Source organism: Huaxiibacter chinensis (assembly GCF_022171985.1).
In the GTDB taxonomy this organism is placed as follows: Bacteria; Pseudomonadota; Gammaproteobacteria; order Enterobacterales; family Enterobacteriaceae; genus Enterobacter; species Enterobacter chinensis_A.
Genome location: NZ_JAJVHF010000015.1, coordinates 64,493 through 89,026, shown reverse-complemented (window position 1 = coordinate 89,026; position 24,534 = coordinate 64,493). Strand labels below are relative to the sequence as shown.

The 24,534-nt window shown below is 42.0% G+C and carries 19 protein-coding genes; 13 read left to right on the top strand and 6 right to left on the bottom strand.

Annotation, left to right across the window (positions count from 1 at the left end; genetic code table 11):
* Nucleotides 1–1,266 precede the first annotated feature (1,266 nt).
* From LZP96_RS21340 to LZP96_RS21330, 3 genes are all read left to right on the top strand, one after another.
* Complete coding sequence (locus LZP96_RS21340) at nt 1,267–1,428, top strand: hypothetical protein (protein ID WP_001371949.1); 162 nt, start codon at nt 1,267–1,269, stop codon at nt 1,426–1,428.
* Between the two features lie 1,128 nt (nt 1,429–2,556).
* On the top strand, nt 2,557–3,810 hold the full coding sequence (locus LZP96_RS21335; protein WP_001050364.1) for a ParA family protein: 1,254 nt from the start codon (nt 2,557–2,559) through the stop codon (nt 3,808–3,810).
* Complete coding sequence (locus LZP96_RS21330; RefSeq protein WP_001278838.1) at nt 3,807–4,811, top strand: ParB family protein; 1,005 nt, start codon at nt 3,807–3,809, stop codon at nt 4,809–4,811. The genes LZP96_RS21335 and LZP96_RS21330 overlap by 4 nt, the downstream gene beginning before the upstream one ends.
* 61 nt (nt 4,812–4,872) lie before the next feature.
* Here the strand turns inward: LZP96_RS21330 and LZP96_RS21325 are convergent, their stop codons facing one another.
* From LZP96_RS21325 to LZP96_RS21310, 4 genes are read right to left on the bottom strand one after another with little or no spacing between them, the layout of a single operon-like run.
* Nucleotides 4,873–5,262 (bottom strand): hypothetical protein, encoded by a 390-nt coding sequence (locus LZP96_RS21325; protein WP_000815011.1) that lies wholly within the window; start codon nt 5,260–5,262, stop codon nt 4,873–4,875.
* On the bottom strand, nt 5,259–5,780 hold the full coding sequence (locus tag LZP96_RS21320) for a hypothetical protein (protein ID WP_000598517.1): 522 nt from the start codon (nt 5,778–5,780) through the stop codon (nt 5,259–5,261). Before LZP96_RS21320 ends, LZP96_RS21325 begins: the two co-directional genes overlap by 4 nt.
* On the bottom strand, nt 5,773–6,609 hold the full coding sequence (locus tag LZP96_RS21315) for a hypothetical protein (protein ID WP_000700976.1): 837 nt from the start codon (nt 6,607–6,609) through the stop codon (nt 5,773–5,775). The genes LZP96_RS21320 and LZP96_RS21315 overlap by 8 nt, the downstream gene beginning before the upstream one ends.
* Nucleotides 6,606–7,553, bottom strand: a complete 948-nt coding sequence (locus LZP96_RS21310) for a metallophosphoesterase (RefSeq protein ID WP_000718595.1) — start codon at nt 7,551–7,553, stop codon at nt 6,606–6,608. The genes LZP96_RS21315 and LZP96_RS21310 overlap by 4 nt, the downstream gene beginning before the upstream one ends.
* Nucleotides 7,554–7,916: 363 nt before the next feature.
* On the opposite strand from LZP96_RS21310, the gene parM reads away from it, so the two are divergent.
* Nucleotides 7,917–8,954, top strand: coding sequence for a plasmid segregation protein ParM domain-containing protein (gene parM, locus LZP96_RS21305; RefSeq protein WP_000818954.1), 1,038 nt, complete (start codon nt 7,917–7,919; stop codon nt 8,952–8,954).
* An 11-nt stretch (nt 8,955–8,965) separates the two neighbouring features.
* On the top strand, nt 8,966–9,604 hold the full coding sequence (locus LZP96_RS21300) for a hypothetical protein (protein ID WP_012695436.1): 639 nt from the start codon (nt 8,966–8,968) through the stop codon (nt 9,602–9,604).
* 56 nt (nt 9,605–9,660) lie between these two features.
* Here LZP96_RS21300 and LZP96_RS21295 read toward each other — a convergent pair whose 3' ends face one another.
* On the bottom strand, nt 9,661–10,629 hold the full coding sequence (locus LZP96_RS21295) for an IS5-like element IS903B family transposase (RefSeq protein ID WP_072201439.1): 969 nt from the start codon (nt 10,627–10,629) through the stop codon (nt 9,661–9,663).
* A gap of 443 nt (nt 10,630–11,072) precedes the next feature.
* Between LZP96_RS21295 and hdtA the strand changes: the two genes are divergently transcribed.
* The 8 genes from hdtA (at nt 11,073) to trhN (ending at nt 23,622) form a co-directional block, all read left to right on the top strand.
* Entirely contained in the window at nt 11,073–11,525 is a 453-nt protein-coding gene (gene hdtA, locus LZP96_RS21290; RefSeq protein ID WP_000952689.1) for a H transfer determinant A, read from the top strand.
* Complete coding sequence (locus tag LZP96_RS21285; RefSeq protein ID WP_000836981.1) at nt 11,515–11,940, top strand: hypothetical protein; 426 nt, start codon at nt 11,515–11,517, stop codon at nt 11,938–11,940. Before hdtA ends, LZP96_RS21285 begins: the two co-directional genes overlap by 11 nt.
* A gap of 8 nt (nt 11,941–11,948) precedes the next feature.
* Entirely contained in the window at nt 11,949–12,503 is a 555-nt protein-coding gene (locus tag LZP96_RS21280; protein ID WP_000235773.1) for a plasmid transfer protein, read from the top strand.
* A 119-nt stretch (nt 12,504–12,622) separates the two neighbouring features.
* On the top strand, nt 12,623–16,927 hold the full coding sequence (rsp, locus tag LZP96_RS21275; RefSeq protein ID WP_001232109.1) for an IncHI-type conjugal transfer protein RSP: 4,305 nt from the start codon (nt 12,623–12,625) through the stop codon (nt 16,925–16,927).
* Nucleotides 16,928–17,204: 277 nt separating this feature from the next.
* Nucleotides 17,205–17,717, top strand: coding sequence for an IncHI-type conjugal transfer protein TrhF (trhF, locus tag LZP96_RS21270; protein WP_001286760.1), 513 nt, complete (start codon nt 17,205–17,207; stop codon nt 17,715–17,717).
* Nucleotides 17,704–19,215, top strand: coding sequence for a TrbC family F-type conjugative pilus assembly protein (locus tag LZP96_RS21265; RefSeq protein ID WP_001256132.1), 1,512 nt, complete (start codon nt 17,704–17,706; stop codon nt 19,213–19,215). The genes trhF and LZP96_RS21265 overlap by 14 nt, the downstream gene beginning before the upstream one ends.
* A 144-nt stretch (nt 19,216–19,359) precedes the next feature.
* The gene (gene trhU, locus LZP96_RS21260; RefSeq protein WP_181231580.1) at nt 19,360–20,415 is read left to right on the top strand and encodes an IncHI-type conjugal transfer protein TrhU; all 1,056 of its coding nucleotides are present in this window, start codon (nt 19,360–19,362) and stop codon (nt 20,413–20,415) included.
* An 18-nt stretch (nt 20,416–20,433) separates the two neighbouring features.
* Complete coding sequence (gene trhN, locus LZP96_RS21255) at nt 20,434–23,622, top strand: IncHI-type conjugal transfer protein TrhN (protein WP_000776701.1); 3,189 nt, start codon at nt 20,434–20,436, stop codon at nt 23,620–23,622.
* A 28-nt stretch (nt 23,623–23,650) separates the two neighbouring features.
* Here trhN and LZP96_RS21250 read toward each other — a convergent pair whose 3' ends face one another.
* On the bottom strand, nt 23,651–24,523 hold the full coding sequence (locus tag LZP96_RS21250) for a hypothetical protein (RefSeq protein ID WP_000771834.1): 873 nt from the start codon (nt 24,521–24,523) through the stop codon (nt 23,651–23,653).
* Nucleotides 24,524–24,534 lie beyond the last annotated feature (11 nt).

Sequence of the window (24,534 nt, the reverse complement as noted above, 5' to 3'; positions counted from 1 at the left end):
TCCGGTGCATGGCCTTTTCCGATAATCACAAGGACGGACGGGTGATTATATCTGTGCATAGTATGTCTGAGCAGCATCAGAAGGCACTGTCAGCCACTGGCAGATTTAACCCCCTTAATCGCCAAACTGGCGTTCAGTCCTGATAGTGTCCTTCCGTCCTGGGCAGGGTTGCTAACACTTGCTCCCTTAATACGAAATGCGCCTGCTGATAAAGATTAAAGTCACATCACTGCATACCGGTCTGCCGACTCCGGTGCATGGCCTTTTCCGATAATCACAAGGACGGACGGGTGATTATATCTGTGCATAGTATGTCTGAGCAGCATCAGAAGGCACTGTCAGCCGCTGGCAGATTTAACCCCCTTAATCGCCAAACTGGGATCAGTCCTGATAGTGTCCTTCCGTCCTGGAGAGGGTTGCTAACACTTGTTCCCATGATACGAAATGCGCCAGCTGATACAGATTAACGTCTCATTGCCCATGCCGGTCTGCCGACACCGGTGCATGGCCTTTTCCGATATTCGCAAGCACAGATGCTTGATTTTTTCAGGGTGTAATATACCTGAGCAGCATCTGAAGGCACTTTCAGTCGCTGTCAGATTTAACACCCTTAATCGCCAATCTGGGATTTTATGATGTTAACCTCCAGTTCAAGACCCTTGCTCCCATGATGCGAACCTTGCCACCTGATAAAGATTTACGCCTCATTCCTGTATGCAGGTCTTACGACTCTAGTGCACGGACAATTTTCGGTCATAACAAGACCTGGCGGAAGATTTAATCAGGCGTGGTGTGACTGAGCAGAAGCTGGGGCAATGTCAGCCGCTGGCAGAAAAAACCCTTATTCGCCATCTCAAACCGTCATTATGGGTAGTCCTTTTAACTTTCTCAGGACCATTAAGCTTAAACTCCGTTTAGAGAATGACGTAAGATTTAGGCTAAGCAGGTTAAGTGATCCCTCTCCCGGGTTGAACACTATATTCATCGTACGAGCGGAAGATTGTCCTTCGGGAAATATTTCTTAAACACCGCTCGGGATCTTATTGCCACTGGCGGATTTAACCCCCTTAATCGCCATACTGGGGTTCTGTCCTGATGCTGGCCTTCAGTTCTGGGCTTGGGTTGCTATCGCTTGCTCCCATAATGCGAAATGTGCCTCCTGATACAGATTAACGTCATATTCCTGCGTGCCGGTCTGCCGACACCAGTGCACGGGCTTTTTTCGGTCATCACATTTCCGGGCAGGAGATTCTATCAGGGCGTGGTGTGACTGAGCAGCAACTGGGGCACTGTCAGCAGCTTGCAGATTTAACACCCTTAATCGCCAAACTGGGATTCTGTTCTGATGTTGACCTTCCGTTCTGGGCGGGCTTTGGTTTACTAACACTTACTTCCATAATACGAAATGTGCTTGATGATGCAGATTAAATTCACATTACTGCATACCGGTCTGCCGACACCGGTGCATGGGCGATTTCCGACGATCTCAAGAACATATGGGAGATTATATCAGGGAGAGTAGTATGCCTGAGCAGCATCTGAAGGCACTGTCAGCCGCTGTGAGATTTAACCCCCTTAATCGCCAAACTGGGGTTCTGTCCTCATGCTGGCCTTCAGTTCCGGGCTGGGTTGCTATCACTTGCTCACATAATGCGAAATGTACCTGCTGATACAGATTAACGTCATATTCCTATATGCCAGTCTGCCGACATCAGTGCTTGGGCTATTTTCGGTCAAAACAAGACCTGGCGAGAGATTTAATCAAGCGTGGTGTGACTGAGCAGCAGCTGGGGGCACTGTCATCCGCTTGCAAATTTAACCCCCTTAATCGCCAAACTTGGGTTCAGTCCTGATGTTGGCATTCCGTTCTGGGCGGCGTTGCTATCACTTGCTCCCATTATGCGAAAAGTGCCTGCTGATACAGATTAACGTCATATTCATGCATGCCGGTCTGCCGACACCAGTGCACGGGTTTTTTTCGGTCATTACAATACCGGGCAGGGGATTAAATCAGGGCGTGGTGTGACTGAGCAGCAGCTGGGACACTGTCAGCCGCTGGCAGATTTAACCCCCTTAATCTCCACACTGGGGTTGCCTCCTTAAGTTGGGTTTCATTTCGGGGTGAGGTTGCTAACTCTGCTCCCATAATTCGTAGTGTGCCTCCTCAAGAGATTAACACCTCATATCTTTAGACTGGACTGACGACAACGGTTCACAGTTAGGAAACGTATATCAGCACACCGGTGAGATAGATTTTAGGGTCTAAGCAAGAAATAGGGTAGGCGTGAAGATTCATTAATGGAGCTCTTAACTTCAAAGCGTAGAGAAGGAGACAAGAATCGTGGTTTAAACAGGTTGTGCATTAGGTATGGACTAGAGAGTCTGAGCTCACATCTGCAAGTTAAGCTCACAAAAAATCATAAAAAAGTAAACAAACATTAGCTTAAGATTGAAACTAAGGATAGAATTGTACGCATAACAAGGAAATGGACGCATTATACGTAAAGTTTACATATATGCGTAAAAGTCGGTTTTCAGTGCAAAAAGGTCATAACCATGAATTTACTTGAAAAGATCGCCCTCGTTGGTCAGCGCATGAAAAGCGAGCAGATTTCTCTAAAGGAATCTCTGATGGCTTCATCAAGAGTATCTGTTTCTGATGATAGTGTTGATGGTGTTGATAGACTGATCTATAACCACTGTTTGAATAAAAAAAATCTCTCTGATTTTTTTGGGAAGTCACGAGTAACGTTCAATAAAATACTTTCGGACTTAGAAGAAAAAGAACTTGTTGGTGCACCTATTTATCAAAACAAAAATCATCTTTACACCCGCTGGGATGTTCAAAAAATAATGGATGCCCTGGGTTATCCCAAGTACCGCGATCATTACTTTAGCAGAGCTATTGTTACTCAGAATCATAAAGGCGGTACAGGGAAAAGCACTACATCTGTAGCTTTAGCAGTAGCAGCTGCTTTAGATCTACAACTCAATGCACGTGTATTAATGATCGAATGGGACCCACAAGGTTCGATTGGAAGCAGCATGATTCAAAGTGTCTCAGAAGATGATGTCTTCCTTACAGCAATTGATGCAATCCTTGGAATTTATGAAGAAAATTCTGAGTATAAAAAATATTTAGATTCAGGATTCTCTGAAGAAGAAATCATCACTAATATGCCTTTTTCAACGCATCTGCCAAACTTGGACGTAATAACGGCTTTTCCGACAGATGCTCGTTTTAAAGATAAATACTGGCAATGTTCTAGAGAAGAACGTACGTCTTTGTTACTACGTTTCAAGGAAGTTATCTTACCGGTACTGAAGCAGAACTATGATTTGATTATTATAGACACTCCACCTGAAGATTCACCTTTGATCTGGGCTGCTGACGAAGCGGCCGATGGGATTCTTGTCGCAGTGTCACCACGTGAATATGATTACGCCTCTACTACAGACTTCATGCTTACAATAAGTGAAAGGTTTAAACAATCACCAAGTAAGGGCGACAATTTAAAATGGTTCAAAGTTCTTGCTGTCAATGTAGATGACAAAAGTCCATATGAAAGAATAGTTTTGGATAAATTAATCAGAACTGTTCAGGACCTTTTGATGTCCGCTAACATAAAAAATTCTGAAGCATTTAAGGCAGCTGCTTCCAAAGGGCGTACAGTGCTTGATATCAAAAAATCAGAGGAACTTTGTTCCGCAAAGCAGCTTGATGTCGCAGAAGAATCTGTATTACAGGTATATCAGCAATTTATAAATGAAATAAAAAGTTTTTCAGCTAAGCAAGGAGTTAACGCATGAGCGATGAGCAACATATCGGGAATGATAAATCTCGATATTTAAACGCACCAAAGCGGACAGAAGTCGGTCACCGTTCAGGTCTTGCGGGTTTGAAAACAGCACCTCGCATAAAAAAGTTATTCACTCTTCATAAGGGCCGGAGACTTGAAGCGGAACATGTGATTGTTCCAGCCCAGAGAGTGGAGAAGGAGACCTTAGTCCATCCAGCGAACCCACGAAATCAAGAAGCCCTTACAGATTATTCTGTTAGAGATATTCTTAAGCAGATTGAAGAAAGAGGGGTCGATACCGAAGGGATCGCTGTAAAAAGAGATGGGGTTTATTTATTAATAGAAGGAAGTCGCAGACGTTTCTGCTGTATAAAGGCAGAAAAGGATCTCCCCCTGTGGGTTCTTCCGGATGAACTAACCGAAGATGATATAAATTCAATTATATCCGCAGCACAAACATCTCGAAAATTTTCATATAGAGAAGTTGGGTTTCAATTTATCAAAAAAATGGAAGAAAAAGGATTTTCTACTAATGAAGAACTCGCAGCATATCTTGGGATTAGTCATGTATCGGTAGCCAAAAGAATCCAGGCGGCCCGTATTGACGAAACATTGATCTCTTTATTCCCGGATTATGAAGGAATCCCGAACTCCTATTATAGTCGCTTGTCTCGTTTACAGAAATATGTGCAAAAAAATCTATTTCCTTTAGATGAAGTAATAGATAATGTTAAAGAGGAAACAAAAGATTTAGACATTGGAGATCTCCAGGTTGCTCAAAAAGTTGTAATGGAAAAAATCACACAATCTGTGGAAAGTGTTTGTGAAAAAACTTATTCCACAAAATGGGAAACAAGTGATCTTATTACTTTTGATAACAAAGATAAGTATGCAAGAATCAGTAAAAACAATACTGGTAGAAAAATTCGCTTTGAATTCAATAGGATAAATGCGGGTTTTATTAAGGAACTAGAGGAGTTCATAAAAGAAAAATTAAAAGTATCAGAATAAATATTGAACTGCATCTTTATGATGCAGTTCATATGATTTATATTTTTAATTTCTTGTTATATTAATATGGGGTGTGCGCAGGTTCAGACATATAAGGTCTTAGTTCTATATGAACAGAAGCGCCATTCCCATCATTTACTACGTTTAAAGGTGCTTTTCCCGGCAATGACATAGTTGCAACGTCAGGTCCAGAAACAGCAAAATTATTTTCTGCTGAAGGCATTACTGTAAAAATCTTTATAGCAACATTTTCATGTCTAAATAATGAAATCCCAAAAGTAGAACCAGCTTCGGTATTGCTCACGTCCACAACCACAGGGGTTTTTCCTAGATATTCATTAGTTAGTATGTTTTTTACTAATGCCCCTTCCGGGACAGTATAGATACGGTATGGATATGCTAAAGCCGTGTGACAAAAACATATTAAAATAACAATTAATGTTTGTTTCATAGATTATCCTCATTCAAAAATAAAAGATATAACTCTTGAAAATCGTGGTTAGTAATTAGGTCCGCTTTTCCGGGAAAATCGTAACTAACAGAAAATAAAAGCGAAAGCGAATCTTTTCCTTTTGCTTTGGGAGAGATTCTGCTAAAAGCACGGTTAATAAACATAAGTTGATCTTCATTGTTGAAGCAAAGTCCAAGCATTCCAACCGTAGGAACTACGAATGTGCTTACGCTGCCTGGGGGCAAAAGTTGCTTACTACGGGCATTGTAAGCACAACGACTACCACCTAGCGTTAGGCCTGAAAGCTCAATAAAACTTCTGGTTCCATTCTTGGCGACAAGCCAAACATCAGTTCCTGAACTTTCGACACGTAAAGTAACTTTTCCGTCAGTAAAGGCCTCACTTTTATTGTATAGAATAGGGTCAAAACCAACTGTCGGGAGTTCTTCGATTTTACTTTCTACTGACTGACAACCAGTCAGTAATGCAAACAATAAAAGTGTGATAACTTTAATCATCCCGCTTCCTTAGATTGTTTTTGGCGCTCGTTATAAAAGATAATGATTCACCGGGGTAGAGAATTGTTTCTTTCGTCCAATAACCATAACCACCGAGGATATTTTTTCTTTTCTCAATATAAACGGGTTCAGAAAATACTAAATGTTGATATTTAGGAAGAGATAAGATTTCATATTTTCCTTGTCCAACTAAGAGGTAATTCTTCTCTTTAGGATTGATGGTTACTGGATTACCAACACTTTGAGGTATGTTAAGTTTTTTTATATTTAGGTCAGAATAGTCAGGAACGGACACTTGATCATTAGACGTATTTCCGGGAAGAGTAAACCCTTTACCCTGATCCGGTCCAAAGATGGCAATTATATCTTTGTTGTTTCTTGTGATCGAAACGATAGCCTGAAGGGGCGTATTAGCAAGGTCATTTATAAACGATATAGTTAGACTTGATTTTGGCTCGACCCAAACAATGCTTTTTCCGGATGTGCCTTCGCTTAATGCAATTTTTTCATTTAGTAAGATTTTATTTTTGGCAATGATATTATACTCAAGTTTTGGTATCACAATAAAAAGTGATTCTTTATTTGAAACATTCATGATTTCTAAGAAATTGGTTTTGGTCATGCTGGTCTTTAGAACAGGCCTATATTTACCATTTATAAACCACCTTCCGTTTATAAGCTCCGCTTTAGCAGATATAAGTGAATCACTTTTCTGTGCGGCAGAAGAAAAAGCATCTTTTCTATGCTCTTTCTCTTGATGTGGTGCAGCTGCTGCGTGAAGATGCAAAAGTAATGTTGAAATTGAGATAATCTTCCAATTTATCTTCATCTTGTTACCTCAATGTTGTTTTCAATCGAATCGAGTTCTAAAGGATAGGTTTTAAGTGAATAAAACTTGTTTGTTGTTTGTATTAGCTGATGACACAATAAAACTGGATTGTTCTTCATGATTATTTCTACTAATGTAAGTGCTGGTGAGTCAGTTTGCGGTATACCCGGAGCAACTATTACCTGGTCTTCTAATTTTGACATATAGAGTGATCCAGTATTTATATGCAAACAATTACCGATCAGTACTGGAAGATTGTTTTGAGTACGACCATGGGCTTTTCGAATGCTGTTTACAGGATTCCTACCTAGGACCATAAGGTTGACGTCATTTATCATCATTGGTATTACGGCATGGTCCATACCGAATAGAAACTGGCTCTGAAAAATATTCACATTGGCATAGTTGAATGCTTGAAGCGCATTATAAGTATCAGTGAATGATGTGCGGATAGGGGCGTAATCAGAAGGGCAAACCCCAATTTTTATATCGCCTTTTAGTAAAATCTGCATCATCGTACCAAGCTGGGTATTAAGAAGTTTTTTTACCTCTTCCTCTAAATAGTAACGATTCACAGCTTTATGCCACTTTCCGCCCATTACACACCATCTCTCATTGAGGTATGTGCTGGGGTAAAATGTTCTCCGGTCTTTGTTTAATGGTAACAATTTTTTTAACATTTCTTCTCCGGCTCCGGCAGCTGAGAAATGCCTCACAAAACGTCCATCGAAAAAGCCACTGTTTATCGCCTTCATCAATTCTATGGGTTCCGGCCCATAGTCAAACAAATTTCCAGTAGAGAAAATTACTATCTCTTCTTCTGGCTTTGTAACTGATTGGATCAAGTTGCACAGCGCAGAGTAATGTCCATGAGGATCTGCCAGAAAGAAAATCCTTCCGGAGAAGTTTGTAAGGTCTATAGTTTGGACGTGCTCAGCTGCCATAAATTCCTCTACGTATGTTTACATCGATGATACGGTATTTCGAACTATGATTTTTTTACAAAAAGGCGTCATTTTGGATTCTAAGCCTAAGGACCTTTGTTACTTACAGGTAAAGGCCCCAGTCCTGGCTCTCAAACAGTTCATACTTAGGATGCAAAGTAACTTTCTGATTATAATTGGCTCCTTTATAAACATGGTTAATACATGAATACAGGAAATTTAACGGTAAGGTATTTAAAATGGAAGGATGCTGAAATAACATAGACTTACGTATTTTTTTAATAGTGTTAATGTTGATAATAGGTCACCATTAATGTATAAAGTTAATATCTAATATGGTCCTATTAATAAAAGAGAGTTTTTATGGCTGAACTATTAAAATCTGAAAGTCCTGTTTCACCATCAGTGCAGGATATCACTGAAGCTTTAAAAATCGTTGTCGATGATGGAAGTAAAGCTGCAAAACTGGTTTGTCTTAATGAAAGAAACGAATTAGTTCCCTTGCTTACACAAAATAGTTTTGTTCCAGATTTCCGTGTTCGCCATGAGGGTCTCAATCCTTTTAACTATCTTATTGATGGGCTGGAAAGGTTTTCGCATCACAGCGAATCTAGTAACTCACTGGAATCGACTGATGTATCTCACCAATACGATGAAATTAGCCGGTTAAATGTTCACCATGCACTTCATGCTTCTGGTTTAGTTCCTCAGGATGTTCACCTCTTTGTTACTTTACCACTTAGCCAGTTCTATACTGCTTTAGGGGAAACGAATATTGAAAATATTCAGAGAAAAAAAGATAATCTGATGAAACCAGTAGAGCGTTATCTTGACGGTAAACGCTATTCTTTTAACGTTTTGTCTGTGACTGTTTTCCCTGAATCTTTACCAGCTGTGACCCGGGCAGATGAAATTGAGGATATTGCTTCATTTGAATCAAGTTTGGTAATTGATCTTGGTGGTACTACTCTTGATGTTGCAAGTATTACTGGGCAATTAGAACAGATTTCGAAAGTAAAAGGTTTTGACCGTATTGGTTGTTCTATTGTTTACGATGAGATCAGCAGGTATCTTGAATCTGAGAAACTGAATACGAGTAATGCTTACATTCATCATCTTGTTGATAATCGTCATGATAAATCAGCTTTGAAGGTTGCAGAGGACAAGCGTGACGGTGTTTTTGATGCGGTAAACTCTGCGGTACAGAAGTTGCAAAGTAAAGTAATCAGAGCGGTTACACAAGTCGAAGAGAGGCCTCATAATGTTTTCCTTGTTGGGGGAGGTTCATATCTCATCGAAACAGCTATTCGTAAACATTTTGAAACGGCTAAAGTTATCATGGTAGACAATCCGCAGTTCGCATTATCTTTGGCAATTGCTGATACTATTTATTCAGAATAATGAGCTAGAACATGGCTAAATACCCTATCTCAAATAAGGCAGATAACGACCGGATTCAGATCCGGTCTTTCTGGATATCCGAAAGAAAAGCACCCTATGTTTATAGTTTCTTGAAAAAAACAGAACTTTGTCATAGGGGTGACCAACTGGATTTAATTAGGTCGGCTATTAGTACCGGGTTGGTATTAAATAATTTATTTCCTGACTTGGCAAATTTTATAAATGGTTTAAACGAAAGATTAACACTTGCAGATCTTAATAGGTTTCTGAATGATGGAAATACTATAGATACTGAACCTAAGCCTCCTATTAATGTATTGCTAGAGAATGTCTTAGATCAAAAGTTTAAGGAGTATTTAACACCTCTACAATTAGATAATTCAAAGCAGGATTCTGTTTCTGTAAAAGAAACCTTCCTTGTACAAAAGGAACATGCCTGCTTTGGTGTGAAGATTGAAAATGAGGGAAGCGATACCTCTATACCATCTGAAAGCCCACTTTCTTCAGGTGCATCCAAAATTTCAAAAGAAAAGTCCATTTCCTCTGTGGTGCCAGTGCTAGAAAAAGTATCGGATGAAAATCAAACCGCCTCCATAAGCATAAAATCTAAAGCTAAGGCAAACAAGCGACTAGCGACTTTGGCAAGATAGGGCTTTGTTGAATAAATCAGATTTCGGGTAAGTCTCCCCCGTAGCGGGTTGTGTTTTCAGGCAATACGCACGCTTTCAGGCATACCTGCTTTCGTCATTTTGTTCAGCGCTCGTACCAGGGCCATAGCCTCCGCAACCTGACCATCGTAGTCACGCAGCGTCAGTGAACCCCCGAACAGCTGTTTTACCCGGTACATCGCCGTTTCCGCTATCGAGCGACGATTGTAATCTGTTGTCCATTTCCACCGCGCATTACTCCCGGTCATTCGCTGATTAGCCACTGCACGGTTACGGTCTGCATATTCACCGGGCCAGTAACCCGCACCTTTTCGGGGAGGGATAAGCGCGCTGATTTTCTTACGCCGCAGTTCATCGTGACATAGCCGGGTATCGTAAGCGCCATCGGCGGCGGCTGACCTGATTTTCCGGTGGGTTTGCCGGATTAACCCGGGGAAGGCCTCTGAGTCCGTAACGTTGTTCAGCGACAGGTCTGCACAGATGATTTCATGTGTGTTGCTGTCAACTGCCAGATGCAACTTTCGCCATATACGACGGCGTTCCTGGCCATGCTTTTTGACTTTCCACTCGCCTTCACCGAAGACCTTCAGCCCGGTGGAATCAATTACCAGGTGTGCGATTTCACCCCGGGTGGGCGTTTTGAAACTGACATTAACCGACTTTGCCCGCCTGCTGACACAGCTGTAATCCGGGCAGCGTAGCGGAACGTTCATCAGAGAAAAAATGGAATCAATAAAGCCCTGCGCAGCGCGCAGGGTCAGCCTGAATACGCGTTTAATGACCAGCACAGTCGTGATGGCAAGGTCAGAATAGCGCTGAGGTCTGCCTCGTGAAGAAGGTGTTGCTGACTCATACCAGGCCTGAATAGCTTCATCATCCAGCCAGAAAGTTATGGAGCCACGGTTGATGAGGGCTTTATTGTAGGTGGGCCAGTTGGTGATTTTGAACTTTTGCTTTGCCACGGAACGGTCTGCGTTGTCGGGAAGATGCGTGATCTGATCCTTCAACTCAGCAAAAGTTCGATTTATTCAACAAAGCCGCAAGATAGGTGAGAGACAGTACAATCGACTTCTGAGTTCAACTTGTCTTACCAGGAAAGCCAGCATACTTGCTGGCCTTTTTTTTGTTATAATAAACTCAGGCTTCAGCTGAATCTGTAAAATTACTGTTAATGAAACGGTATTTTAGGTTAATTTGGATGCTGTTACAGGAAGTGCGGATTTTTCCTAAATTTGTAAAAAACCTAAGAATTATCTTAATAAATCTGGTACTTAATTATTATTTTACGTAAAAAGTCTTTGTGGTTTAATGGTTATGTAAGGATTTTTTGATACCCTTATACCCGATGGACCTAAGGTCACTGACAACGATGTTCATGTAGAATCTTCGTTTCTGTAATCCCTTTTGTCCTTGTCCCAAATGATTGATTATTATAATAAAGGCTGATCGAATGCTATCTCGCAACTCACTAATACATGGTTTACGCCGAGACCAGTTAATCGGAGTTCTGACTATTTCAGAGTTTCCGGTAGTTATGGTAGAAAGCCACTTCATTCAGTCTGAGGTTATGGGAATAAAACCCGTAATTTTTAATATTGATGAGCTTCTTGTTTCTATATCCCCAATTTCCTCTCTTAAGTTCGATTGGGAGTGGGCCCCAGTTGATACAATACTCATTGAAGTTATCATTCCACCTGTAGAGTCAGACCTTGTAAGTGCAGAAAATGACTTCCTCCGTGATTCTGGTATTGGCCATATCCAGTGCGAGCCTGGCGGAGCATCAATACGACGTACAGTTACCTTCGTTGGTGGAATAACCGCTGATAACTTACTGTATCAGTTGAGGCTTATGTGCGTAAGCGCGTTAAAACTTTTAGGAGAGGAACTGGGGGATGAAGTCTAAGATTAGATATGTTTTATCTGGTTTTGTTGTGTTATGTGCATTTGCTGGAGTTTATAAAATCCTAAACAATGTTCCGGTTAAACCTGACCTTTTGGACTTCACTGGAAACACATTTAAAAAGACATCACTCTTCCTGCCATGTGATAAAAGCTCGCCTTCTTTAAACATTAAAATTGCTGATAACGAGAAAATCGTGATCAACGGCATCGCTTCAAAAGTAACTTTTGTTGAAAAGGCTGACCCCGTCAAAAGCCCTGGTTTTTGTGATGATCTTGATCTAAACAATTCTCGCCTTGTACATACGGCATCTTACAGCCTGGTGATTTCTGAAACCAAAACAGGATTTACACTATCAAATTTCAAGCATCTTGCCGATGATGAATCATTAGGCGGTATGTGGTTTTATCAAAAGTGACTTTTTATATGGCAACTTCAGACTTCGCTCTTAAAAACCATAATGTTAAAGCATTTGGTCAGGATGCAGCCCTTGTCATTGAGATGAACAATGAAGATGTTAGCTCATCAAAACCTTCACCTTTTTCAAATGAGATTGATAATTATTATCTTACATTGCACGTCGCTCCAAGGAACGCAAAAAAAGATTATGACTGGGGCTCAAACCGTTCTGTACTTCTAAAATTGTCGACGAATGAAGTTATGCAGATGGCATCTGTATTTCTTAGAATCATGCATACTTTAAAGATTGATAAGAGGAAAACCTCACATCATGGCCACGTCGTATACAAAAATATAAGCGTTACCCCAAACGAGAGGGGCGGTTTGTTGTTATCCGCAGGGATAGTTCCAGTCGATAAAGATGGCTTAAAACCCTTCATGCACATGGTCCCCGTCTCACAAATGGATTGCGTTAAAATTGGCCTCTACATACTTGGATATCTTGCTCAAAAAACGCCCTGGGTAAGCTCCGAGTCTATAATTACCGCGCTTCGCTTATCTGAAGCCAAGAATTCAAAATAGCGCATTAACATACGGAATATACGGAAAAATACAGGTTTTTTTAAATGTTATACGAACGGATATTTCTGTTTTTCATCGTAAAGTGAGTTTAATTTTGCTCAGAAAAACAGGTATTCGTCATGAGAAAATCAGGTTTAGGTTTAGCCCTGTTGTTTTCTTTAATTGCTCCGATTAAAGCGGTCTATGCTGAAGCGATTATGATTTCAGGAAAGCTACAGGCTGATTTGCCAGCCGTATCCTTTGACCCGGGGCCGGGCGACTTTGTTGCATACGTTAATTCTAACACTATCACTGCCTCAGGTGCAGGCACAGCCTGTAATGTAACGGTTGATGATCGAGCGACTTCCTCTGTTGATAACCTCGTTTGTTTTTTCGAGTGGTTACCCAATACCTTGGGATTAACTTCTAACGGCTTCACTCTTTCAGGCGTTCCCAACACCACCGGTGATTTAAAACTACCTTACAAGATTTCTTACTTCTCTGGTTCTGAACGGAAAAAAGTTGAAATAGTAAAAGGTGAATATTCAATCAAAAGTGTGGCACCGGTAAAACCAACTATCACCGGTCTTAAATCATCCCTGAACGGATTAGTCTATGACGGCTTTTCTTTCAAATCGTATTTAAAGGATGAAGCGATCAAAGATATCGCTGTTTCTGTTGAACCCCGCAATTATATTCAATACATCTCAATAGGTTCAGGCTCCGCCTGTGAAGTACCTATTGGCGGAACTTCCTGTACCATTGAAGTTGGAAGCATTAAGGCCAGTGATACAGATGAACTTTTGGGTTCACGTGATATCACAATTACAGCAAACTCTAAGAATAATTATTTCGCACCTCCTGAATCCAAAAAGCTTGTTGTTAACTGGGATTATCGGCCTCCTGTAGTAGACCATACACTTTGGAATTTTACCGATGAGGCTAAAACAATCAAAGTAGGTGGCCAGGACATCTATACCGGAGCCAAAACCGTTGCTGTGGCCGTTAAGGTACCCCAGCAAGAAACAGAAGGTGAATGGTGGCTCCCAACAGCTATGTCGCTCACTATGACTCCGGATGGCGTGTTTAAGCCGACGACTAAAGTGACTTTAGATGATGGCACTGAGATTGATTTCAAACAGTCCTGGGCAACCCCTTTACGTAGAACTTTACAGCCGGTAAGTGGACCTCAAAAAGTCGGTGATGAGTACCTCTATATCTTTGACTTAACGGATCTTATAAACGGGTCCTACGCAGCGACTTTTACAGTAGAAAATACGAGCAAAAACTCTTCTACGTACACTGAGCCTGAAAGCAAACTGATGCTGTCTGATAACCCAACGCTTATGGTTCTCAAAGATGGGCAGGTATTAACTAAACGAGCACCCGTATACTTCCTGAACGAGATTATCGTTGCAGCTTTCCAGGGGCAGGCTGGGGTTGCTGACATAAAATCAGTAACAATAGACAACAAAGTAGTTTCGTTAACACCTACAAATTATAAAGGTATTTACTACCTGCCGGTTGGAGACGATTTAGCAGTTAATTCGGATCACGAGATTACTGTGGTGGCTGAAAACCTTTATGGAAAAAACGTAAATTTCAGTACCGTGTTCACTTATCAACCTACTGGATTCACTCTTAAGAATCTGGAAAAAAACGTAACTCTTTACTCGCGCGTACGTCAGTATACGGACCTGCTTAGTCAAACAGCTGGTGATAAATGCACTCTGTTTACCACAGAGGAAAATGCGAATGCTTACCTCGCCTGGTATGGGGAAAAATCAGATGTTACAGCATGCTACCCTCAGTGGAACAATGTCCCTGATGGGTTGGAGTTCTATTTTAAAGGACGTACCCCGGGTCTAACTGGATTCTTTAATAAAACAGGTGAGAATCTGCTCGACTATCAAGTCTATATGATTAACGGGAAGGGCTCTAAAGCGGTTTCCGCAAGGAATCGCCGTACTCTGACCACACAATTACCATACAACCCGATCATCTCTTACAAAAAGAATAAAGTCATAGCAGGCATCAATCCGAACACTGCTCTGGCTTATACGACCGGGGGGGAGGCCGCTCGAATATTAGCGAAGGTGGTACCAGCTGACGTTACGATGATCGTCTCTCAAAACGGCTCTGAGGCTGTCAAAACGTCATTTAAAAATCGTTCCTCAAACAACGATGCAACGACCTTTGTACAAAGGGTCAAGGTTGCTGCTGCACCATTGTGGACAAAGAACGTCTTTGACATAGCTGTAGAATACTCAAAGGATCCAGAATTAAGAACTACAGACACCCTCAACGTATATACGGTGCCTGATTTCAATATTCGAGCATCGATGGAAGTGGATGACAAAAAAACAGCCACATCTCTTGAAGTGCCCTTAAAGGTAACAGTGGGGCGTTATAACAACTCCACACGTAAAAGTGCATTTGACCGTAAAACAATGGGAGAATGGGACGTCACGATATACTCTCAAAAAAGTGTATACGGCAAAGATCCAGAAACAGGCCGTTATAAAACTACATACGAAAGAACTGCGCTGACTGAAGCATTGCCGGTCAATGATGCGGGCATTGTCGAAACCAAGATTAAAATTGAAAATATGGATCTGGGTAATATGCGTCTGGTTGGTGTGGCTAAGGTCAGATCGCCATTCTCTGATTTTGAAATGAAACGTGAGACCAGTGCTGTAGGCATTCGAATCTATAAAGGTGAGGAACTGGAGGGTAACCTGTCGAAAAGCCTTATTATCGGAAGGATCCCACTTAGTACTCTGGTAAGCTTCAAATCTGCCAGTACGGCTAACTCTGATGCACTCGCCCCCACCGAATGGCAGCAGTCCTCTGATAATGGTCAAACCTGGACCATGCTTTCCGACATGACCGGAAAGAGAAGTGTAAGTATCAAAAAGACAGAAGTAGGAAAGTGGCTTTATAGGGCAAAAATGACTAATAAATTCACATCCAAGATTTCCTACACAGATGCCTTAACGGTAGTTACCTACAAGCAGCCTAAGCTCAGTATAGATGTTACAGACATTCTTCAGGGCTCAGATATACCTGTAACCCTGCTTGATAACGATGAACCTATACCAGCAGGCACCGCTGAGGTTCTCTGGTCAGAGGATAAAGTCAACTGGGTGCAGGGAGATACAACTTACACTGTGGCTTCAGCTGATACCCTACCGTCTACGATTTATGCCCGGATGCGTTACCTTGATTCCGATGAACTGGCAGAGGAGTCTTCATGGAAGGAAACGTCTGCTCGGTTGGCAGCCGCAAAACCCAAGCGCCTTTCTGTCTCGGTAACGGGGGTTTCAAAGGTAGAGGTTGGTCAAAAAGTTACTTTGGAAGGTAAGTTCACGAACCCTAACAGTAAGTACCAGAATGGTAATAACGTAGTTGAAGAATGGAAAACACCGGATGGCCAGACATTTAAGGGCTCTTCACTGTCTGTTACCCTTACTGAGCAAATGTTGGATAAACAGGGATATGCTGCTTTTGAATACAGTGCATGGTTAGCGGACAATAAGGAGAATACGGTTTCTACCCGTAGAGTTTCTGTCAAATCGTGGGTTTATAAATTTCCCGAGATGAAAATAAGCTCCAAACTTAAATACGACATGGCACCGACCACCCTACGCGTTGCGTTGAGCGGTATTAAGGATGGAGACTATCCTGGTGTTACTTATTCCCGTGAATGGATCTACGACAAAGAGAATCTGGTAATCACTAAAGATGAAGGTGACACCAAAGAATTTACAATTGAAAATCCTGGCAAATATACATTGATGGTTGTTTTCAAAGATAACCGAAACAATGAACAGCGTATCGAAAATACCTTTGTTGTCGATGAACAAACGCCAATGAACGTTGAGATGACACCCAAGTTCTCTAACAAATATATGAGAGCTCCACTCGATGTAACCTTAAGGTCAAACATCAAGCTATCTCATTCGGCGGACTCGATAGATACGGTCACATACAAGGTGAACGGTGAAGTAATACCCAGCGGCAAAAATTATTGGGCTCAACTGATCTCGGGTTTAAAAGAAAAGAAATACGAGATTACAATTGATGTTGTTAGTAAACTTGGACAGAGAGGTTCAGCATCTGTTGAGTTTGATGTCGTTAAAAACGCAGTGCCTAATTGTACATTGAGCTACACGGAAACCAACCTAAGCTGGAGCTTTACCAATAAATGTGATGATACTGATGGAAAAATGGTTAGATATGAATGGTTCATCAACGGCGAATTAAGGAACGTTTTCGGTAGTACGGCTACACTTTCTAAAAACCTTAACCGTGGTAAGCAGGACATAAAAGTAATTGCTTATGATGATAGTGGAGACTTTGCAACACAGCACGTGACAGTTTTCGGACCGGCTGAAGAGGCAAGTAAGTCTGAAAACACTGTATCAATACCAAGCAGTGAGTAGTTAATTTTTAAATATAAAGCCGGGACATTATGTCCCGGCTTTTTTATACCCAATAATTGGACCTTTGAAAAATTAATGTCGGAAAGTAACTTTGCTCCAAAGGCATCTTTCATGGCCGCTAACAAAGCTGCGTATACATGCTGAGGAATTAACATTCTTATAGGTGAATATTAGGTTGGTTTGCAGACTTCCGAGCGTTGAAAAACATGGATAATAATTACTTGGATAGAGGTGCATCTGCCTAGTAAAAATATTCTTCAGTGCCAGTGAGAAAAATATGAGCGACTACATACCTAAAAAGAGAGGGCTGCTTATACTGGATTGGTATGTCCCCCTTAATATTTTATTGCTGATTCTCGTTATGTGTGTCTTTTTCACCCGTTATACATTTGGATACGGTTTATTGAATGGGTGCCTGCCTGCTGATTTTTATATGATTGATCATTCGGATAAAAGTATTAAAACTGGTGAACTCATAGCATTTAACATGCCGAAATCGGTACGTTTTATCCCAGAAAATGAACGAGTCATAAAAATTGTTGCCGGTGTGGGCGGTGACAAACTTAAAGTAACAATGGATGGGGTTTATAACGGGGACAAATTTTTTGAAGCTAATGCACGTCGTATTTCGAAGAAATACAATATTCCGTCCATTTTGATTGAAAAAGAATTGATAATTCCTGAAGGCGAAGTTTTCCTAATTGGGCAAACCGATCACTCATGGGATTCCCGTTTTTGGGGAACAGTAAAGCTGAATTCAGTAATTGGGAAAACATATGCGATCTTTTAATGTAAATAAAAAATATTTACCAATACTTCCTGGACTTGCGTTATGTGCAGTTTTAAGTAATACAAATGCAAGCACTGAGTATCAACATGATGCTGACCTAATCGCTCAGCAAGCAAAAGGGCTTGGGGCACAGGCTAAAGGTGCACAGCAGCCAGATGGGGCTCTTAGCCTTGATGCTACGCTAAAATCACCAGATGTGCAGAAGTACATAGCGCAAGCTGAAGCACTCCAAAAAAACCAGGACCTGAGCAAGCAAATAAACCGTGGTTACGTCCCCGGTATGAATGCGGATAGTGTTCAAGCAGTTATAGACCATACCCAGGCTATCAGGGCCCAAAGTAATAACTCTGAAGCTGTCAACGATATAATTAGAAGACGTGATGAAATTCAAGAAAACGCCAGCCTTAATGAAGCGGCTCTGAAAGCTGTGGAAAATAAGCCGGAAGTCATGCGAGGACAATCTAAAAATATCGAAAAATTGTTTGGTTCCTCGGGCATCACAGCTGCTGACTTCGAAAGAAAAATGGATAGCACACGTGAAGAAGCACTATCAACTGAAAATGGAATAACGATCTTTGCTTCATTTAGCTTGCCGGATTATGTACTGGAAGACCTTCTACGTACGGCCTCAGAGCATAAAGCTCGTGTAGTTTTCAATGGTCTAAAGAAAGGAACTACTCGGCTACCAGAGACACAGGCAGCAATAAACCAAATGATTGTCAAAGGAAAATTTGAATCTCCTTTGATTACAATTGATCCTGATAGCTTCAGTCAGTATCAAGTAACTCAAGTACCGACAATTATTTCTAGGGAGCAAGCTCGTTTTGCAAAAATGGTAGGCTCCTTCAACGTTGAGTTTTTTCAGCGAGAACTTGCTAAAAAACCCGATCAGGATATTTTCCCGGTTGCTGGTACCACTTATCCCGTTGAAGAAAAGAGCATCATTAAAGAACTGGAAGAACGTGCACAAAAATATGACTGGGAAGGTGCAAAAAAAAGGGCCGTTTCTGACACATGGAAAAATCAATGGATGGTCGACCTCCCTCCTGCCCAGGAACACAAAGAATTTTTAATTGACCCTACAGTGAGGGTCACTCAGGACGTAAAAGATAAGCAGGGCCGTGTAATAGCTTCCGCCGGTGAGTTGATTAATCCACTTTCGAGATTTCCTCAAAACCTGACGATGATAATTTTCGATCCACTCAATCCGGGCCAGCTGGTATGGGCTGAGCAGCAGTATCGACAACGTCTGGGTAGTGGAAAAGTAATGCCAATGTTTACCCGTATCCAAAAAGATAATGGATGGGATCACCTAAATGATTTACGTGAAAAATTTAACGGTAAGGTGTTTAAAGTTAACGAACAGATCATCTCACGCTTTCAGATTAAAAACACACCTGCGCTTATAACTACTGACCAAGATAAATTCCGGATCACCCTGTTTAGCGAGGCAGAAGTCCGTGGTATCGGAGCCCCAAATCTTTCAGAGGAAAAATAAGATGAAACTCGGATTTATTATAGGCGCTCTCTTTGCAACATGGCTGACGCTAAATTATCCGGACCAGATGAGAAGTTATTTTACCAAAGCCGTCGACTATATCGAAAGTGTTGCAACATTTATTACATCCAAGTGAGCATGATGGTGAAAAAATTCAAAAAGTTACTTTTAGAGTTCATTGTAGCAGTTATGCTTTCGCTTTCTATACCGGGTATGGCTATGGCAGCAGATGCTGGAGTCCCTGGGGCTATGTGTCAGTCAGCTGGAGTGTGGCAGGGCTTGATTAAGAATATCTGTTGGAGCTGCATTTTTCCCATGAGGATAATGGGCATAGGGGCAGCTCCAGAAGGCGCTGCTCCTTCACGTCCGGGTTGCTACTGCACAGATCAGAACGGCGTACCGGAAATAGGTTGGCAATTGAGCTTCTTTCAGCCGGTGAAGATTGTAGAAGTTGTAAAGAGCCCCTGGTGCAGCCCCTTTCTTGAAGGCACGATGCTTCAAAAATCGCAGTTTGATATTGGTAAAAGCAACACAAATCAGCCAATGACAGCAACTGAAGCCGGATTTTACGATGTTCATCTTTGGGAGTTCCCAATCATGACAATGCTCAAATTACTGATTATTGGCGAGTGCACTGCTGAACCCTATATAGATGCCAGCCTGACCTATATAAGCGAAGTGGACCCTATGTGGGAAAGTGATCTGCTTACACTCGTCCTGAATCCAGAGGCAGTAGTTTTTGCAAACCCAATTGCCTCAATGGTGTGCGCTGCTGACTGTGTAGCAGTAACAGCAGGAAAGGATAATCTCGCTGCATACTTTTGTGCCGGATGCGATGGCAACCTTTATCCATTAACCGGCCACATTTACGCAAATGATGACGCTGTAAGGACGAGTTCACTGATAACCCAGCGTCTTCTGACTAAACTACATCGCCAGGGAATGCTGATGCGAACGATGGGAGCAGACGCAATGTGTGAGAAAACGTGGGAATACTTTACACCTCGTTCCCAGTATCGGCTTTCAATGCTTTTCCCAACTCCTGAGGCGAAAGGGCCGGATTGCTGTCATCGTCTTGGTGATTCGGTACATGACTGGTCAACCCTTAAAGGTGGGCGCAAAAAAATAGGCAATGATAATTATGTCTATATGTTGTGGCGTTACAATGACTGTTGCGTCAGATATATACCAGGCGCTTGATTTCTAAGGGTAAAAATAATGAAACTTAGAAAAACGATAGCTTCAACTATTATTGCATCAATGATTGCCAATACTATGAGTTGGGCTTTTTATATCTCTCTCATAAATATGGTAATGACTCCTCGTATTTATGCGGCAGACGCTATATTTGACCAGCTCGAAAGTAACTTTAATCTTGCTAATCCTAACGCAAATCGCAATGCGACAACCAGTGCTCAGGACATTGTTGAGAAGTACAAGAATGCGGATTCAGGCGAGAATGTCAGTGGGAAGATCACCGAGAAATACGTGGGTAAAGCCGAATCCGCTAATCTTAATCTCGGAAAGTATGGGGCAGGGAACTCAAATGAAAGTGTCATGAAAAATGCCGCATCCGATGGAAAGTCCATTGGTAGCGCCGTACAACTGCCGAGTATGTCTGGAGGGACAATCAATTCAAACTATACCAAGGAAGGGGCAAAGCTGCTCTCTCGGGATGCTAATGGCAACATTGGTATAAGCAGTAATCCCAATACTACTCCTGGAACCAAAACAAATACCGGAGAGATTTTCAGCTCAGAGCAAAAGCACAGCGATATTAAGTTCAATGCCGCAGATCGTTATGGGGATGAGGATGGCTTTGTAAACGATATAAAGAATCGGAAAAGCCAGTTATTTGATGCTCAAAGTTATGATGGCGTTGCCTACCGCACCCTCGTAAATGCTAACAAGGACAACCCGGCATCATCTATAAAGCCTAACGATCCCATGTTTACTGCGGGGAGAAATGAGATAACAAATGCTGTTGCTGGTACTGGAAACTGGCTTCAGAACTGTAATGTTGAGACCTCTAAAAAAACAGTAACCACACACTATCCTGATTACAAAGAGTTCTACTGTAACTCGCCTAAGCAAGATAACTTCAGCAGCTGCACGATAACCCGTGATTTTTCAGTCCCTGTTTACATTTCAGGCGGAAACGGAGACATGTCGATGTGCGGCGATAATTGTGTGCGTATATGGTTTGGTCGCCGTGATGACAACTACTGGAGTGACGGGGTATATGATAACGAACTGACATTAAAATTCCATCCGGATGCAAAATTGGCCTCAGCAAAGATTGTTAACGCGGAGTGGGATGACCACATGCGGGTAACACTTGATGGCACGCAGATTTTTGCTCACATAGATGGTGCATATCGAGAAAGTGACTATCCGGCTCCTAAGGGATCTTGGGAGTTAAAAAAATCGTGGAAACTCGACAAGGTTTACGATGTGACTGATAAGGTCAGAAAATCGGTGTATGAGGAGCCTGATCGAGAAGTGACAATGGCATCCAGAGTATGGGTTGGTGGGAAGGGTGAAGGGTATTTTGAGGTTGAGCTGACTTTTGAAAATATGAAGCTCGAAGATAAGCACGTCCAGGAACCAGCTGGTTGTTACGATGCTGTACAAGCTCCGAATACATTCTGCCGTTTCGATCGGTTTAAAGATATGGATGTTGGCACAAAACGGCTTCCGGAAAGCGTGCTTTCATTGGCAAAGCCTCTGTATGAAGGTGATAAAGGATTTCTTACCTGGAAGACAAACCTTGAAGGCTACTTTTGTGATCCATTGGCCAAAGACAAAATTTGCTCTTATGACGCTAGTGGAAAAATTATGAAAGACGCTAATGGAAAGGACCTCTGTTACAACTATGAAGAAATAAAGAGTATGCCTGATGCATGTAGTGCTTATAAAAATGATGCAGCATGTGTACTCGATAAACAAACATGTGCAGAGGGTTGGTTCGATGAGGGCACTAACAGTTGCTACATGTATGAACAGAAATACACCTGTGACAGAGGGAAGGATGTAGTTCGGGAGGTTGAATCTTCTACAAATGCCTGTGTTGGCATGATCCCATGTTCAGGTGGAACATGCGAAACTGGGCCAAAGGAAGAGAACAACGATTTTGGAAAAGTTGCGGCTTATTCAAACATGGTTCAGTACATGCAGGGCGAAGCCAAATGCGAAGACCCTAACGATGCCAATTCATGTTCCGTCTTTGAAGGAAAACCTGAATGGTGTGGTCGTTCAGTAGGCTTTGTAAATGGCCTGGCAAAGACGGACTGCTGCGAAGCACCACAGGGAACCGCAGGAGCACTTGAAGGTATCATGCTTGCCGGATCTATGATCAGAAACACAAACTGGACCAGAGTTAATGCTCAGCTAATAAAATGGACCGGCGGTGATACAGGTACATGGGCTTCTATGTCTAATGCGGTCGGAGAGTGGACTGCATCAGCTGGTAAAACAGTAGGGCAAATGTGGAACAACGTCACGAGCTCCTTAACGAGCGTATATGAAAACGTCGCTGGTAATCTAAGCAGGGCAGTTGGGTCTTCCGCAACTTCTGGAGGGGCAGGAGGTGCTGGCCAGTTGGCACAGGAAACAATGTCCAGCTTCGGTATAGGTCAGCTTAAGCAGATGGCAATGAAGAAAGCCTACGAATTGCTACCAGATACAGTTCGTGACTTTGTCTTTAAGAACGTTGCTACTACCGGAGGAGAGGTTGTCTTCTCGGCTGCGGTTCAAAACTTTATGCTTGCATTAAACGTGATCGGTTGGATTTATACAGCCTATCAGGTCACTAAAATGCTTTTAGAAATGTTGGTAGCATGCGACCAGAAAGAGATGGAAGCTTCTATTCATAAGAATCAAAAATCCTGTTTTACATTAGATACGGAACGATGCGTCAAATATCTGAATGTTGGTTTCACAAAGAAATGCGTTAAAAAAGCAACAGACATGTGCTGTTATAATTCCATGTTGTCACGCGTTATTATGCAACAAGCTTATCCGCAATTAGGAATAGACCCTGTCGCCTCTAATTGCGTGGGGCTATCAATAAAGCAAATACAGCAACTGGATTTCGATAAAATTGATCTGACGGAGTGGATTAATGATGCAGTTCAGGTAGGAGAAGTTCCTGATCAATATTCAAAATTCTCCGAAGAATCAATTGTGGAAAACTTACCATTCCAGAATGAGAACTATCAACTTCCATCAGAACGTACCAAGGAAGCAATGGGCGGTGAAGAAAATATGATAAAGGCCAGACAAGAAAATGCTCAGGCTATAAAAGAGGAAAATGTAGATTGTAGCTATTTACCTCGACCGGCCATATGTGAGGTAGGTTCAACTACGCTGGATCCGGTTACGGGCAAGCAGTTGCCGAAATATTGAAGAAGGGGCCGTTAGGCCCCTTTTTTAATTACTTGGCTTTCAATGTTTTTTCTGGGAAGCCTTTTTTACCGTATTCACCGGTAAAGAGGTAATAATCTTTTCCGTTGATGGAGGCTGCAACACCCCCTGGAGTTGTTGTATTTGGGCTATCAGAACGGAAAATGATACCCGAAAAATCAGCGCTTGTTTCGTTTCCTTTAAATGGGATGAACACATAACGAATTACAGCGTAATCACCAGCGGGAAGGTTTAGCTCAGGAATTTCGGTTCCTGTTGCGGGGCGAATCGCCTGAAAGCTGTACATTGAATCTGTAGGGAAAACATCAGCATCAGGCTTAGAGGGCAGATCACAGGTACTCCATTTATTGACGACTGCCATATCAATTTTACATGTGGCCAGAGCTGCTTTCTGTTTTTCAGGGTTGTATCCAAATGAGGCCTGAGTTGCTTTTGTATGCTCAAAAACATACTTAGCTCCCTCACGTACCAAACTTTCATCATTGTAAGGCAATTTTTTTGGATTGGGGACGAACACTAGGTATTGATTGACCTGGATGTATTCGGCGTCAGAAGAACTGTACAAAGAGCTGAGGCTCATGATCCCAAAACCTTTTAGACCGCCTGTTACGTAGCCCATCGAACTATTGATGAGATACTTAGAAAGAAAGTTGTCGGCATCCCCTCCAGGAGTAACCTCTTGCTCCTTAAAATTAACGTCGAAACCAGCAAACGAATAGGCATTCTTGGCGACAGAATCATTTGCATTAGCATGCCAGTACTGGCCGTGACTGTACGCATTCAGAGCGGTGCCTGGCGTAGTGCCGGTGTCACCGGCACAACCCGATAGGGAAAAACCAATGACGACAGAAGAGACCAGAGATACTAAACGTAAAAGTTTCATTTAAAGCCCTT

What these genes read in the sequence shown, in the direction of transcription:
- trhF (WP_001286760.1), top strand. Translation starts at nt 17,205, where the DNA reads ATGAGCGACTACATACCTAAAAAGAGAGGGCTGCTTATACTGGATTGG.
- rsp (WP_001232109.1), top strand. Translation starts at nt 12,623, where the DNA reads ATGAGAAAATCAGGTTTAGGTTTAGCCCTGTTGTTTTCTTTAATTGCT.
- trhN (WP_000776701.1), top strand. Translation starts at nt 20,434, where the DNA reads ATGAAACTTAGAAAAACGATAGCTTCAACTATTATTGCATCAATGATT.
- hdtA (WP_000952689.1), top strand. Translation starts at nt 11,073, where the DNA reads ATGCTATCTCGCAACTCACTAATACATGGTTTACGCCGAGACCAGTTA.
- LZP96_RS21300 (WP_012695436.1), top strand. Translation starts at nt 8,966, where the DNA reads ATGGCTAAATACCCTATCTCAAATAAGGCAGATAACGACCGGATTCAG.
- LZP96_RS21285 (WP_000836981.1), top strand. Translation starts at nt 11,515, where the DNA reads ATGAAGTCTAAGATTAGATATGTTTTATCTGGTTTTGTTGTGTTATGT.
- LZP96_RS21265 (WP_001256132.1), top strand. Translation starts at nt 17,704, where the DNA reads ATGCGATCTTTTAATGTAAATAAAAAATATTTACCAATACTTCCTGGA.
- LZP96_RS21310 (WP_000718595.1), bottom strand. Translation starts at nt 7,553, where the DNA reads ATGGCAGCTGAGCACGTCCAAACTATAGACCTTACAAACTTCTCCGGA.
- LZP96_RS21250 (WP_000771834.1), bottom strand. Translation starts at nt 24,523, where the DNA reads ATGAAACTTTTACGTTTAGTATCTCTGGTCTCTTCTGTCGTCATTGGT.
- LZP96_RS21315 (WP_000700976.1), bottom strand. Translation starts at nt 6,609, where the DNA reads ATGAAGATAAATTGGAAGATTATCTCAATTTCAACATTACTTTTGCAT.
- LZP96_RS21330 (WP_001278838.1), top strand. Translation starts at nt 3,807, where the DNA reads ATGAGCGATGAGCAACATATCGGGAATGATAAATCTCGATATTTAAAC.
- parM (WP_000818954.1), top strand. Translation starts at nt 7,917, where the DNA reads ATGGCTGAACTATTAAAATCTGAAAGTCCTGTTTCACCATCAGTGCAG.
- LZP96_RS21325 (WP_000815011.1), bottom strand. Translation starts at nt 5,262, where the DNA reads ATGAAACAAACATTAATTGTTATTTTAATATGTTTTTGTCACACGGCT.
- LZP96_RS21320 (WP_000598517.1), bottom strand. Translation starts at nt 5,780, where the DNA reads ATGATTAAAGTTATCACACTTTTATTGTTTGCATTACTGACTGGTTGT.
- LZP96_RS21335 (WP_001050364.1), top strand. Translation starts at nt 2,557, where the DNA reads ATGAATTTACTTGAAAAGATCGCCCTCGTTGGTCAGCGCATGAAAAGC.
- LZP96_RS21280 (WP_000235773.1), top strand. Translation starts at nt 11,949, where the DNA reads ATGGCAACTTCAGACTTCGCTCTTAAAAACCATAATGTTAAAGCATTT.